This window comes from Gordonia sp. G4, from assembly GCF_057770005.1.
This window is the reverse complement of sequence record NZ_CM173442.1, coordinates 2,454,645-2,468,261: the sequence shown is the minus strand read 5'-3', so window position 1 is coordinate 2,468,261 and position 13,617 is coordinate 2,454,645. Positions and strand designations below refer to the sequence as shown.

Sequence of the window (13,617 nt, the reverse complement as noted above, 5' to 3'; positions counted from 1 at the left end):
CGTCATGCGGTCAGCACCAATCCGCTTGTGGGAACACCGGTCCCCGCGGTCACGACGACCTTCTCGGCGCCGCCGACCTGGTTGACCGAGGTCCCGCGGATCTGTCGGACCCCTTCGGCGATCCCGTTCATCCCGTGGATGTAGGCCTCGCCCAGCTGGCCACCGTGCGTGTTCAGCGGCAGCCGGCCACCGACCTCGAGGGCTCCCGGTTCCCGGACGAAGTCCTTGGCCTCGCCCCGCCCGCAGAATCCGAGTTCCTCGAGCTGCAGGAGTGTGTACGGCGTGAAGTGGTCGTAGAGGATCGCCATGTCCATGTCGTCGGGACGCAGGCCCGACTGCGACCAGAGCTGACGGCCGACGAGACCCATCTCCGGCAGACCCGCCAGCTCCTGCCGGTAATAGCTGGTCATGATGTATTGGTCGGCGGCACTACCGGCCGCGGCGGCCGCGATCACGGCGGGCTTGTGCGGAAGGTCCTTTGCACGTTCGGCCGACACGATGACCAGTGCGACACCGCCGTCGGATTCCTGGCAGCAGTCGAGCAGATGCAACGGCTCGGCGATGTAGCGCGAGTTCTGGTGATCTTCCAGGGTGATCGGCTTGTCATAGAAGAACGCGTCCGGGTTCACCGCCGCGTGCTTGCGGTCCACGACGGCGATACGACCGAAATCCTCACTGGTGGCCCCGAAGTCGTGCATGTAGCGCTGGGCGATCATCGCGACGAACGCGGCGGGGGTGGACAGTCCGTGCGGATAGGTGAAGGCGTTCTCGGTACCTGAGGAGTTCTCCTGGTTCGCCACCGCCGAATTCACCTGTCCGAAGCGCAATCCGGACCGCTCATTGAAGGCACGGTAGGCCACCACGACATCGGCGACGCCCGTGGCAACCGCCATCGCGGCCTGCTGGACCGTGGCACACGCCGCACCTCCGCCGTAGTGGATCCGCGAGAAGTACGTCAGGTCTCCGATACCCACGGCCCGGGCGACCGAGATCTCGCTGTTGGTGTCCATCGTGAACGTGACGAGACCGTCGACGTCGGCGGGTGTGAGGCCGGCGTCGGCGATCGCCGCCGACACCGCCTCCGCGGCGAGCCGCAGCTCGCTGCGTCCGGAATCCTTGGAGAACTCGGTGGCACCGATCCCGGCGATCGCGGCCTGCCCGGACAGCGACCCCATCAGACGTCCTCCCCTCGGCTCGTGGAGGCAGCCGCATCGTCGACGCTCAGCGTGACCGTCGAGATCACGTGCTTGCCGAGCGAATTGGTCCCGGTCACGGCGACCGTGATCACTCCGGCATCGACCTCGGTGACCTCGCCGGTGAAGGTGACGGTGTCATAGGCATACCAGGGGACGCCGAGTTTCAGTGCGATGGAACGGATTCTGGCAGACGGACCGGCCCAGTCGGTGACGAACCGCTCCACCAGCCCGGTGTCGGTGAGGATGTTGACGAAGATGTCCTTGGACCCCTTCGCCTGCGCGAGGTCGCGATCGTGGTGCACGTCCTGGAAATCGCGCGTGGCCAGCGCGGTCGCCACCACGAACGTGGGTGTTGCCTCGATCGTCAACGGCGGCAGCGTCGTTCCGACGGCCGCGGGGTGTGCGGCAACGCTCGTCATGCGGATTCCCCTTCCGTGGTCGTGGCCGGTTCCCACGCGTGCAGGGTCCACGCAGCGGTCCCGGCCGCCTCGTCGGCCGGGAAGGCCAGATAGGTTGCGCGCACGCGCATGCCGATCGACACGTCGTCCGGCTCCACGCCCCGGAGTTCGCCGAGCATCCGAACCCCCTCGTCGAGTTCGACGAGCGCCACCACGAACGGCAACCGGCGGCCGGGCACCTGCGGCGCGCGGTGGACGACGTAGCTGTAGACGACGCCGGTACCGGCCGCGACCACATAATCCGTCGGCGGCACGGTTCCGTCGGCCTCGCGCGGTTTCCATGTCGCCGGCACCGGCGGGTGCCGCAGTGCGCCGTCGCCGTCCCGTTGGATGCGCAGTTCGTGCGCGGCCACCCCCTCCCAGAAGAAGGCGGTGTCCCGGGACGCGCTGGGTCTGAGCAGCCGCGCCGGGTCCAGGTCGTCGGGTGTCGCGGCCGCCGGCACCTGCTCGGGCGTGGCCTTCTGTGCAGCGGGTCGGAACTTCAGGATGCGGAAACGCATCTCGGCGACGACCTCGCGCTCCCCGGTCTCACCTCCGACCGACCAGACGTTCCGGGTGGTGAAGAACCAGCCCTCGCCGAGGGCGGTGTTCTTCGGCCCCACCACCTCGACGAGTTCGGCCGACAGCGCGACCTCTTCGCCCGGCCGGGTGTAGCGGTGGTAGACGGTGTCGCAGTTGGTCGCCACCACCGAGGTGAAGCCGGCCTCATCGAAGAGTTCGCTCGCGCGACCCAGCGGGTCGTCGGCCGTCCGCACCCCGTGCAGGCCCCGCATCGTCCACACCTGTGCCATCGCGGGCGGCGCAACGATGCCGGGGTGCCCGGCGTCCCGGGCGACGTCGGCATCGGTGTAGACGGGGTTCGTGTCCCCCATCGCCTCGACCCAGTTGTTGATCATGGGCTGGTTGATCGGGTCCCGGCCGGCGACCGGCGAGCTCGGTCCGGCGTCGATGATCTCCTGCGCGGCGGCTCGGATCGCCTCGTCTCCGACGACGCCGTCGCGGGCGAGTTCGGGCGCGCTCACCGCTTGGCCCGCGGTAGTCCGAGACCGGCGGTCGCGATCATGTCGCGCATGACCTCGTTGACCCCGCCGCCGAACGTGATGACCACGTGCCGCTTCTGCTGCACGTCGAGCCAGTTCACCAGCGCCGCGGTCTCGGGATCGGTGAAATCGCCGTAGCGACCCACGATCTCGTCGACCATCCGGCAGACGGTCTGGATGCGCTCGGTCGAGAACACCTTGGTCGCAGCCGCGTCGGCCATCGAGATGGCCTCACCGGTCGCGGCCACCTGCCAGTTGAGCAACTCGTTGATTCGTCCGTAGGCGTCGATGGTGGCGAGCGCGCGGCGGACGTCCGGATGCTTGGCGATGACCGTTCCGTCGGGACCCGGTCGCTGCGCCCAGGCACGCACCCGCGCCGCGAGGCCGTCGATGCGGCCGGCGGGACCGAGCATGACGCGCTCGTGATTGAGCTGCGTCGTGATCAGTTTCCAGCCGCCGCCCTCCTCACCGACGCGCATCGACACCGGCACCCGAACATCTTGGTAGTAGGTGGCATTCACGTGGTGGGCGCCGTCGGCGGTGATGATCGGCGTCCAGGTGAAACCGGGGTCGGTGGTGTCTACGATGAGGATCGAGATGCCCTTGTGCTTGGGTGCATCCCGGTCGGTCCGCACGGCGAGCCAGATGTAGTCGGCGTCGTGACCGCCCGTGGTGAAGATCTTCTGCCCGTTGACCACGTAGTGGTCGCCGTCGCGGACCGCGGTGGTGGTCAGCGAGGCCAGATCGGTGCCGGCCTCGGGCTCGGTGTAACCGATCGCGAAATGCACGTCGCCGGCAAGGATCGCGGGCAGGAACTTCTGCTTCTGCTCCTCGGTGCCGTGGACCTGAAGCGTCGGCCCGACGGTCTGCAGCGTCACCGACGGCAGTGGGACGTCGGCGCGCACGGCCTCGTTGGTGAAGATCTGCTGTTCGATCTCACCGAAGCCCTTGCCGCCGAACTCCTTCGGCCAACCGACTCCCAGCCAGCCGTCGTCACCCATCCGCTTGATGACCTTGCGATAGGTCGGTCCGTGGCGTTCGGTGAGCATCACCGCCGCCTCGTCGGGGGTGACCAGGTCGGCGAAGTACTCGCGCAGTTCGGCGCGCAGCGCGCGCTGTTCCGGGGTGAGATCAATGAACATCGGGCACCTCTGCGATACGGGTGTCGTCGGCGGGGACGTCGGTGATGTCGGCGAGTTCGTCGAGCCGCACGTGTGCACCGCCCACCAGCCGCGCCAGATCCTTGGTGAGCGAGAAGTAACGATGGAGCGGATAGGTGATGTCGACGCCGATCCCGCCGTGCAGGTGGGTCATCGTCCGGGTGGTCGGCGGGATCTCCTCGGCCAGCCAGTAGGCGGCGATCGCGAGATCGGTCGACGCGTCGAGTCCTTCGGAGAGTCGCCAGGCCGCGGCGGTGGTCGCCAGTTCCATCGACCGCCCGACGACGTAGATGTCGGCCAGTTGCTGGCCCACCGCCTGGAACAGGGCGATCGGCTTGCCGAACTGTTCGCGGGTGGAGACGTGATCGGCGGTCAGGCGGGTGGCGCCGGCGACCAGGCCGTCCGCGTAGGCGCACAGCGCGAGGCGATACCGGTCGCGGAGGATCGCGAGATCGCGAACCACGATGTCGGCGTCGTCGACGGCTACGTCGTCGAAGGTCACCGTGTACTCGCCCCAGCCGCTCGAGGTCGGCGTACGCGTGACGGCGACCCCGTCGGCGTCCGGCGACACGGCCACGACGCCCACGTCGGCGGCCACGAGGAACAGCGAGGCACCGTCGGCGTGCAGCACGCCGACCTTCGTCCCGGTGAGCCGCCCGTCGCGGACGGAGGTCCGCGGGGTGGCGGTCAGGGCGTCGCCGTGCTCGCCGATCGCGACCGAGACCCAGCTTCCACCGGTGAGCGAGCCCCCGAACCGCGACCACACCGATCCCTCGCCCGTCTGGGCGTCGGCCTTCGCGAACACGAGCGCCGCGGTCAGCGAACCGAGAGCGGGCGTCACGGCCGCAGCGCGTCCCATCCGGCGGAACAACGGGAGCAGACCCGATTCGTCGACGTCGTCACCGTCGAGTGCGGCCGGCAGCGGCAGCGCGAGCAGTCCGGCGTCGACGAGCGCCTGCCAGCCGTCGGCCTCGAACCCGCCTCGGGTCGTACCCGTGCCGTCGGAATCGCGACCACCGAACGTCGACTCCCAGTCGGGCTGTCGTCGTGCGAACACGTCCTCGGCGACGTCGCGAACCGCGATCGCCGTGCCGTCCAGGGCAAAGTCCACCCTGTGCCTCCCTCACCATGAACCCGTCAAGAACTAGAACCTGTTCTAGTTGTATCAGAGTCCGCGCGCGAGGGTGTCGGAATCGGCGCTTATCTGCGGTTTCGGGACTTTCGGGGGCAGTCAGGCCCGGGGCAAACCGAGAATGCGTTCCGCCGCTGCCGTGCGCAGGATCTGAGTCGTCCCACCCGCGATGGACAGGCAGCGGTTCTGCAGGACCGCGTCGGACGCCTCGGACGCCGCCAGACCGGCCGCCCCCAGGAGCCGCAACGCCAGATCGGGCACCGACTGCCGGTGTTCGACGCCGATCAGTTTGCGCACACTCGACAGCGCGCCGGGGTCGAGCCCGGCCAGCTGCCTCGTCGCCGCACGAGCGTCGAGAACCCGGCCGACATGCGCGTCGGCGAGCTGGGCGCCGAGCGCACCGAGCTCCTCGGCGGTCAGCTCCCGCTCCATCGATCGCACCTGCGACAGCAGCGACTCCATCTCCTTGCCGAGACCGGTCCCGCCCATCGCCACCCGCTCGTTCGCGAGCGTGGTCCGGGCCAGCCGCCAGCCGCCATTCACCTCGCCGACGACACAGTCATCGGGTACGACGACGCCGTCGAGGAAGACCTCGTTGAAGTTGGCTCGCCCGGAGAGCTCACGCAGCGGACGGATGTCGATGCCGGGCGAACCCATGTCGACGAGGAAGTACGTGATGCCCTTGTTCTTCGGCGCCTCGGGATCGGTGCGCGCGAGACAGATCGCCCTCTGCGCGTTGTGGGCCTGCGAAGTCCAGATCTTCTGGCCGTCCAGCCGCCAGCCGCCGTCCACCCGCACCGCTCGCGTCCGCAACGCGGCCAGGTCCGAGCCCGCCTCGGGCTCGGAGAACAGCTGGCACCACACCAGGTCGCCGGCGAGCGTCGGCGCGACGAACCGTTCGCGCTGCGCATCCGTACCGTGCTCCAGGATCGTCGGGATCGCCCACGCGCCGATCACCAGATCGGGTCGCTCGATCCCGGCCGACTCGAGTTCGGTGTCGATCAGCAACTGCAGCGCCGCATCCGCACCCAGGCCGTGCGGTGCCGGCCAGTGCGGGGTCAGGTACCCGGTCTCGGCGAGGAGCCGGCGGCGATCACCCGGATCGGCATCGGCGATCGCCGCGACGGTCGCCCGGACCTCGTCGCGGCGGTCCTCGACCTGCGAGAGGTCGAGGCGGAAACGTCGTCGCGTCCCCGCGAGTCCGAGTCCGGCGAGGGCCGCGGCGTGCGCCGAGGCGTTCGCCAACGCCGCCTGTGCGGCGAGCGCCGCCCGGAGATAGAGGTGTGCGTCGTGCTCGAAGGTGAAGCCGATGCCGCCGAGGACCTGCACGCAGTCCTTGGTGTTGGCGACCGGGTCGCGGGCCACCACGACGTCGGCGGCCAGCCTGCTGATCTCGAGTTGCTCACGCGCGGTGTCGAGTTCGTCTGCGGACCCGCCCGTCTCCGCCCCTCCCGAGGCGGCCGCGAGTACGTCGTCGACCGCCCGGGCGACGTCCCACGCGACCGCGGTGACCCGTTCGCTGCGGCACAACATCTCTGCACAGATGTGCTTGATCGCCTGGAAGGAACCGATCGGCACACCGAACTGGGTGCGGACCTTCGCGTAGTCGACGGCGGTGTCGAGCGCCCAGCGGGTGACACCGCTCTGATACGCGGCGAGTGTCGCCGACAGCAGTCCGGCGACGAACGTCCCGTCCCGGAGTTCGATCAGGTCGTCGACCACGATCTCGGACACGCGGACGCGGCTGACCGACGCGGTGCCGTCGAGCGGGGTCTGCGGCGCGACGTCGGCGACACCGGCACCCGGTGGGACGATCCACCAGGACCGCTCCCGATCCGCAGTGCCGAACTCGACCAGAACGGCGCACCCGTCGACGTAACCGCCGACGAGTCCGAGGTCGATCTCGCCGTCGGACAGTTCGAGGGCCACCCCGGCATAGCCGGCAGCGGGCGTCACCACCGGCACCGATCCGGTCAGCAGGTCCGGCAACAGCGCGGCGCCACGGTCGGCGTCCCTCTCGTGCGAACCGCCGCGGAGAACCGCCAGCGCGATCGCCGCCGTCACCGTCGGACCGAGCGGGCCGGGGACGAGGTCGACCCCGCACTGTTCGAGCATGGCGGCCACGTCCAGGAAGCTCGCACCGAGGCCGTCGGACGCCTCCGGAACCGCGGCGGCGAACACGCCCAGATCGGCGATCTGGGAAAGTAGTTGCGTCCACTGGTCGCGGGGCTTGTCGATGTCGGAACGGACGATGTCGGTCACACTGGTGGAGCGCGCCCAGGACGCGATGCTGTCACGCACCGCGATCTGCTCGGAAGACGTGGCGATTGTCACTGGCAATCCCTGTATGTCGAGTTGTGACGAATAATTAGAACCTGTTCTAATATGCCATGGGTGTACTCGGATCGGGTAGCCACCCGCGATCCACCCGCCAGAGACGTTTTTGACACGTGAGGATGTTCGAGAGCACATGGCCCGTTCTGCACCCGGCAACGCCGCGGTCGACGCTCCCAACGGGGCTGCGGCGTCCGCCGCTTCGCCCGAAGCCGGCTCCACCGCGCAGCGCGAACGCCGCCGCCGCATCCTCGACGCCACCCTCGCGCTGGCGTCCAAGGGCGGGTACGACGCCGTGCAGATGCGCACTGTCGCCGACAAGGCCGATGTGGCCGTCGGCACGCTGTATCGCTACTTCCCGTCGAAGGTCCACCTGCTCGTCACCGCCCTGGCCCGGGAGTTCGAGCGCGTCGAGTCCAAGGTCGATCGTTCGCAGTTGCGGGGCGACACCGCGATCGACCGCCTCCGCCACGTCCTGGACATGATCACGTTCGCCATGCAGCGCGATCCCCTCCTGACCGAGGCCATGACGCGCGCGTTCATGTTCGCCGACGCGTCCGCGACCGCCGAGGTCGACCAGGTGGCCGGGATCATCGACCGGCTCCTCGCCGGCGCCATCGTCGACGACGGCGAACCCACCGAAGAAGACCTGGCGATCGCTCGCGTCCTCTCCGATGTGTGGATGTCGAACCTGGTGCAGTGGCTCACCCGTCGCGCATCGGCGACCGATGTCACCAACCGACTCGAGCTGACCGTCCGGCTCCTGCTCAAAGACCGCGCCAAGTAGCAACCCGGAGTTCCCCACGGCCCGACGACGTCACAACTGGGTGACGACGGATCGCCTCGGTTGGGACCACCCACTCAACTCGGCTACCTTTGTTACGTCTGAGAATTTTGTTAACAGAAGGGGCTAGAGGTGCGATCCTCCTGGTTGCGACGACTGTGCGTCGCCGGCTGTGCCGTGGCGGTCGCGACCGCCGGATGGGCCCCGGCCGCGCTGGCCGAACCCACCCCCGACCCCGATCGCGCCCGCATCGACACCGTGGTCCACGACTCGGCCCAGCAGTCGACTCTCATCGTGTACTCGGCGGCGATGCGCAAGCTCATCCCCGTCAACGTCCTGCGCCCCAAGGACACCACCAAGTCGCGCCCCACGCTCTACCTGCTCAACGGCGCCGGTGGCGGCGAGGACTCGGCGACCTGGGCGGCCAAGACCCAGTACGCGAAGTTCTTCTCCGACAAGGACGTCAACGTCGTGACGCCGATCGGCGGCGCATTCTCGTATTACACCGACTGGCAGCAGGACGATCCGGTGCTCGGCCGCAACAAGTGGTCGACGTTCCTCACCAAGGAGCTCCCGCCGTTGGTGGACAAGGAATTCGACACCACCAAGGTCAACGCGATCGCCGGGATCTCGATGGCCGGCACGTCGGTGCTCAACCTCGCGATCGCCGCACCCAAGCTCTATCGGTCGGCCGCCGCCTACAGCGGATGCGCCCGCACCAGTGATCCGGTGGGACAGGCCTACATCCGGATGGTCGTCGCCGACCGCGGGCAGGGCAATCTGACCAACATGTGGGGACCGGTCAACTCGGCCGGCTGGCGGGACAACGACCCGTACATCCACGCGGACAAGCTGCGCGGCACCAAGGTCTACATGACCAGCGGGACCGGGATGCCCGGCCAGTTCGACCGGCTCGAGGCACCGCTGGTCGCGGGCGATCCGCTGACGCTGGCCAACCAGATGGTCATCGGCGGCATCATCGAGGCCGCGGTCAACGAGTGCACCAAGCAGATGGTCTCGCGCATGCGGGCGCTCAAGGTGCCGCACGAGGTCACCTTCCGGCCGAGCGGCACCCATTCCTGGGGTTACTGGGAACGCGACCTCGAGACCACCTGGCCGAAGATCGCGGCAGACCTGAGGTGAGCGACGCATCGGACCGCTTGTGGGCCGATGACCTGTCCGTGGGCCAGATCTTCGAATTCGGCACGCATTTCGTCAGCGAGGACGAACTCCTCGACTTCGCTCGCGCGTGGGATCCGCAGGATTTCCACACCGACCCCGATGTCGCCGGACGGGGCCCCTACGGAGGACTGATCGCCAGTGGGCTGCACACGATGTCGATCTACCAGAAGCTCAATGTCACCGGCGTGCTGAACAACTGGCGGGTGATCGCCGGCAAGCGACTCGGCGACGTGGAATTCCTGCGTCCGGTGCGTCCCGGCGACACCCTCACCGGCTCGACCGTCATCGACGCGATCGAGTTCGACGACCGCGACCGCGCTCTGGTCACCTCGTCGGCGGAGCTGCGCAACGACGAGGGCAAACCGGTGATGCGCACCGTCGTCGAGGCCTATGTGCACGCCCGGCCGGGTCGCGCGCACACCTGACGTCTGCTCGGTTCACCACCGCGGTCACCGGTGCGAGGCGAACCGCCCCGGTCGTCCCGCCGGCCCCGCCCGGAGGTGCCCCGCCGGGCGGATCTCGCGGCGCGCCTACGATGGTCGTCGATGACCGACGACCGTGTTCCCGAGATCGCAGACCTATCGCGGGACCGTGAACCGGGCGGTCGTCGCCCCGACGAGCCCGACCGGACCAGCATGTTCGCGTCGTTGCGCATCCCCAACTATCGCCTCTTCTACGCGGGGATGGCCGTCTCGATGACGGGTTCGTGGATGCAGGCCACAGCGCAGGCGTGGCTCGTCCTGACGCTGAGCGGATCGGCGTCCGTCCTGGGTCTCATCGTCGCCCTCCAGGCGCTACCCGTCCTGCTCATCGGTCCGTACGCCGGGGTCATCGCCGACCGGGTCGACCGGCGCCGGTTGCTCATCGTCCTGCAGTCGATGATGGGGTTGCTGGCCGCGGTGCTCGCTGCCATCACCCTCACCGGGGCGGTGCAGGTCTGGCACGTGGGCGTACTGGCGGTGATGCTCGGGCTCGGGCACGCCTTCGAACAGCCGGCGCGACAGGCGTTCATCCACCAGATCGTCGGCAAGGACCTGATCCGCAACGCGGTCACACTCAACTCGGTGATGGTGAACGCCGCCCGCGCGGTGGGTCCGGCGGTCGCCGGTGTGGTCCTCGGCCTCGTCGGATCCGGTGCGTGCTTCGCGGTCAACGCCGTCAGCTTCGTCGCCGTGGTCGCCTCACTCCTCGCGCTCGACTCGTCGAAGATCACCACGGAGACACCGATTCCGCGTGCCAAAGGCCAGTTGCGCGAAGGTCTCCGCTACGTCCGGGGCAGCCCGGCGCTATGGATCCCGCTGGCCACGATGGCGCTCGTCGGCACCCTGACCTATAACTTCCCGGTCACCCTGCCGGCCGCCGCGGACTTCGTGTTCGACGGCGGGCCGGAAGCCCTCGGTTTCATGACGTCGGCGATGGGGGTGGGCGCAGTCGTCGGCGGACTCGTGGTCGCGGCCCGCGGGAGCACCGGCCTGCGCCCACTCACGCTGGCCGCCTTCGGCTTCGGGGTCACCGTCGCGGCGACCGCCCTCGCGCCGAATCTGCCGACCGCGATCTGCGCACTCTTCGGGGTCGGCTGGCTCAGCGTCACGTTCATGTCGACCGGCAACGCCACCTTGCAGCTCAATTCCGAACCGCGGATGCGGGGTCGGGTGATGGCACTGTGGTCGGTGGCCTTCATGGGTTCCACGCCGATCGGGGGGCCGATCGTCGGCGCGATCATCGAGACGTTCGACGCCCGTGTCGGTCTCGCCGTCGGAGCCGTCGCCTGCCTGCTCGCCGGAACACTCGCTCTCCTCGCCACCCGCCGGAGCGGGGCAGCCCTCACCTAGACCAGTGGCCGTCCCGTCCGGACCCGAAGCCGGACGTCGGCCAGCAGCAGCCGGAAACCCAACTGCGACAGCCACAACGGCGTGCGACGTTCCTTGGCGACGAGCCGGCCGACGTAAGCGTCGAACCACGCCTGGTCCTCGTCGGTCCACTCGACCCGGAGGGCGTCCCGGAACGGCTGCGGCAGATACCCGATGGTCCGGCGGAGCTTGACCGGACCGTACTTCTCCTGGATGCGGGTGGGCGCGTAGCCGAAGTTGGCGATGTCGAGCAGGAAGTCGCGGATCTCGTCACTGATCTCGATCCGCGAGACCTGCTCGTCCCAGTAGGTCGTGAACTCATCGCGCGACGCAGGCCAGGCCTCCGCGGGCATCTGCAGGGTCGTGCCACAGACCTTGCCCTGCTGGTAGAACTTCTCGCGCTCCTCGCCCTGCAGCGGTCCGTGGACACGCTCGTAGATGTCTTCCCACCCGTAGTAGAGGCAGGCCGCGACCCAGAGCTGCAGGTCGGTGTTCATCGCGTTGTACTCCACCGGACTGTCCGCATCCGAACGCACCTGCGCGTGCTGCCGGTTGACGGCATGCCGGTAACGGCGCCGGTCGTCGGCGTTGCCCAGCATCGCGACCGCCAGATACGAGGCGGTGGTCCGCGCGCGTTTGACCGGATGCCGATCGAGCCGCCCGTTCTCGACCTTGCTGTGTGCGACTCCGTATCCGACCGCCGGGTTCGCCAGCTGCATGATCACGTTCGTCGTGCTCATCGTCTGCCCCATCGTCAGCAGCGAACGCGCGAAGAAACTGCTGTCGATATTGTCCATCTCCGCCCGCGACATGCGCTGATCACCCTGCGTCATGGCCCCACCCATTCTGATAACACGTGTTGTCTGATTGTCTTGCTGTCAGCTTAGCGCCTGTTTGCGCACCGGTCGACAGCACTGGGTGACAGCACTGGCCGAGCGACCCCGAACGCGGCGAACCCCGGCTCACTCCGAGGTGAGCCGGGGTTCGGCGGCGATCTGCAGGGGGCGATCGGTGGGGGCGGATCGGATCGGCCCGGGGCAGATCAGTAGGTGTAGAAGCCGCGGCCCGTCTTTCGTCCGAGCCGCCCGGCGTCGACCATGCGGCGCAACAACGCCGGCGGCGCGTAGTGGGGTTCGGCGAACTCCTCGTACAGCGACTCCGCGGCCGACAGCGTGATGTCCAGGCCGATGGTGTCGACCAGGGTGAGCGGGCCCATCGGGTATCCGCAGCCACCCTTCATAGCGAGGTCGATGTCCTCGGCCGAGGCGTACCCCGAATCGAACATCCGGATGGCCTGGCACAGGTACGGGATGAGCAGGGCGTTGACGATGAACCCGGACCGGTCGCCCGCACGGACCGCGGTCTTGCCGAGCGTGTCGGTGACGTACGCACTCACGGCGTCGGCCGTCTCGGGTGCGGTGGTGAGCGTGGAGATGATCTCGACCAGTGGCATCACCGGCACCGGGTTGAAGAAGTGCACGCCGACGACCCGCTCGGGAGTCTTCGTCGCCGTCGCCACCTTGATGATCGGGATCGACGACGTGTTGGTGGCGAGAATGGTGTTCGCGCCGGTCGCAGCGTCGAGGTTCGCGAAGATCTCGCGTTTGAGCTCCTCGATCTCGGGGGCCGCCTCGATCACGAGCTCGCGATCGGCGAGGTCGGCGTAGTCGGTCGTCACCCGCAGCCGAGCCAGCGCGGCGTCGGCGTCTTCCTGGGCGAGCTTGTTCCTGCTGACCGCCTTGGCCAGCGATTTCTCCACCCGCCCACGCGCGGCGTCGGCGAACTCCTGCTTGACCTCCACGATCACGACATCGCTGCCCGCCTTGGCGCACACCTCCGCGATGCCCGCACCCATGGTGCCTCCGCCGATGACGCCGATCTGCTGCACAGTGAACCTCCGAAGTCGAGTGATACGACAAACGGTAGTCGGTCGTCGGATCGGCCATCCGAACGACTCCCGACCTCCCGGGAACATTCCGGCCCGAGGTCGCCTCCAAGTACATGAACCGCCCAGAAGCACTGCACACCAGCGCTCCACCACTTGGAAGGACACACCCCATGAGCACCGAGATCCCCGCCGACGCCGTTCTCGTCGACACCGACGGCGACGGAGCCGTCGACGCCGCCCTCACCGACGTCGACGGTGACGGCACCACCGACGCCATCCTCGACACCGACGGCGACGGCCAGGCCGACTCCATCGCCTACGACACCAACGCCGACGGCGAGATCGACGTCATCGAAGCCGACACCGACGCCGACGGATACACCGACATCGCCGTCGCCGACACCGACGCCGACGGCACCTTCGACACCGCCGTCGACGACGAAGGCAACGTCGAGGTCGGCGACTTCGGCAGCATCGACGGCGGCGACGCCGTCTGATCGCGACTCCCTCGTGCAGCGGCCGGCCCGGCGACCCCGGGCCGGCCACTGCCGTGGGGTGGATTCGACGATTTCGCCGTGTCATCCGATCCCGGC

General features: G+C 68.5%; 13 protein-coding genes. 5 read left to right on the top strand and 8 right to left on the bottom strand.

Going from position 1 to position 13,617, the window contains the following annotated elements; translation table 11 throughout:
• Nucleotides 1-2: 2 nt before the first annotated feature.
• From AC3B5T_RS11025 to AC3B5T_RS11000, 6 genes are all read right to left on the bottom strand, one after another.
• The gene (locus tag AC3B5T_RS11025) at nt 3-1,175 is read right to left on the bottom strand and encodes a lipid-transfer protein (RefSeq protein ID WP_014928739.1); all 1,173 of its coding nucleotides are present in this window, start codon (nt 1,173-1,175) and stop codon (nt 3-5) included.
• Nucleotides 1,175-1,615 carry a MaoC family dehydratase gene (locus tag AC3B5T_RS11020; RefSeq protein WP_488358661.1) on the bottom strand — a complete coding sequence of 147 codons (441 nt, stop codon included), beginning with the start codon at nt 1,613-1,615 and terminating at the stop codon, nt 1,175-1,177. Before AC3B5T_RS11020 ends, AC3B5T_RS11025 begins: the two co-directional genes overlap by 1 nt.
• Complete coding sequence (locus AC3B5T_RS11015) at nt 1,612-2,676, bottom strand: bifunctional MaoC family dehydratase N-terminal/OB-fold nucleic acid binding domain-containing protein (protein WP_488358660.1); 1,065 nt, start codon at nt 2,674-2,676, stop codon at nt 1,612-1,614. Before AC3B5T_RS11015 ends, AC3B5T_RS11020 begins: the two co-directional genes overlap by 4 nt.
• Complete coding sequence (locus AC3B5T_RS11010) at nt 2,673-3,836, bottom strand: acyl-CoA dehydrogenase family protein (RefSeq protein WP_488358659.1); 1,164 nt, start codon at nt 3,834-3,836, stop codon at nt 2,673-2,675. Before AC3B5T_RS11010 ends, AC3B5T_RS11015 begins: the two co-directional genes overlap by 4 nt.
• The gene (locus AC3B5T_RS11005) at nt 3,826-4,965 is read right to left on the bottom strand and encodes an acyl-CoA dehydrogenase family protein (protein WP_488358658.1); all 1,140 of its coding nucleotides are present in this window, start codon (nt 4,963-4,965) and stop codon (nt 3,826-3,828) included. The genes AC3B5T_RS11010 and AC3B5T_RS11005 overlap by 11 nt, the downstream gene beginning before the upstream one ends.
• A gap of 120 nt (nt 4,966-5,085) precedes the next feature.
• The gene (locus tag AC3B5T_RS11000; RefSeq protein ID WP_488358657.1) at nt 5,086-7,320 is read right to left on the bottom strand and encodes an acyl-CoA dehydrogenase family protein; all 2,235 of its coding nucleotides are present in this window, start codon (nt 7,318-7,320) and stop codon (nt 5,086-5,088) included.
• 136 nt (nt 7,321-7,456) lie between these two features.
• Between AC3B5T_RS11000 and kstR the strand changes: the two genes are divergently transcribed.
• From kstR to AC3B5T_RS10980, 4 genes are all read left to right on the top strand, one after another.
• Entirely contained in the window at nt 7,457-8,107 is a 651-nt protein-coding gene (kstR, locus tag AC3B5T_RS10995; protein WP_010842157.1) for a cholesterol catabolism transcriptional regulator KstR, read from the top strand.
• Between the two features lie 129 nt (nt 8,108-8,236).
• Complete coding sequence (locus AC3B5T_RS10990) at nt 8,237-9,247, top strand: alpha/beta hydrolase (RefSeq protein WP_488358656.1); 1,011 nt, start codon at nt 8,237-8,239, stop codon at nt 9,245-9,247.
• On the top strand, nt 9,244-9,711 hold the full coding sequence (locus tag AC3B5T_RS10985) for a MaoC/PaaZ C-terminal domain-containing protein (protein WP_488358655.1): 468 nt from the start codon (nt 9,244-9,246) through the stop codon (nt 9,709-9,711). Before AC3B5T_RS10990 ends, AC3B5T_RS10985 begins: the two co-directional genes overlap by 4 nt.
• A 120-nt stretch (nt 9,712-9,831) precedes the next feature.
• A complete protein-coding gene (locus AC3B5T_RS10980; protein WP_488358654.1) occupies nt 9,832-11,118 on the top strand; it encodes an MFS transporter in 1,287 nt (428 codons plus the stop codon).
• On the opposite strand, the gene AC3B5T_RS10975 is transcribed toward AC3B5T_RS10980, so the two are convergent.
• Together AC3B5T_RS10975 and AC3B5T_RS10970 are read right to left on the bottom strand one after the other, a co-directional pair.
• Nucleotides 11,115-11,981 (bottom strand): oxygenase MpaB family protein, encoded by an 867-nt coding sequence (locus tag AC3B5T_RS10975; protein ID WP_010842161.1) that lies wholly within the window; start codon nt 11,979-11,981, stop codon nt 11,115-11,117. The two genes, AC3B5T_RS10980 and AC3B5T_RS10975, sit on opposite strands and share 4 nt — an antisense overlap.
• Before the next feature lie 197 nt (nt 11,982-12,178).
• Entirely contained in the window at nt 12,179-13,024 is an 846-nt protein-coding gene (locus AC3B5T_RS10970) for a 3-hydroxybutyryl-CoA dehydrogenase (protein ID WP_488358653.1), read from the bottom strand.
• A gap of 170 nt (nt 13,025-13,194) precedes the next feature.
• Here AC3B5T_RS10970 and AC3B5T_RS10965 point away from each other — a divergent pair, with 170 nt between their 5' ends.
• Nucleotides 13,195-13,521: a hypothetical protein gene (locus AC3B5T_RS10965; protein WP_014925451.1), complete on the top strand. Its 327-nt coding sequence runs from the start codon at nt 13,195-13,197 to the stop codon at nt 13,519-13,521.
• Nucleotides 13,522-13,617: the final 96 nt, after the last annotated feature.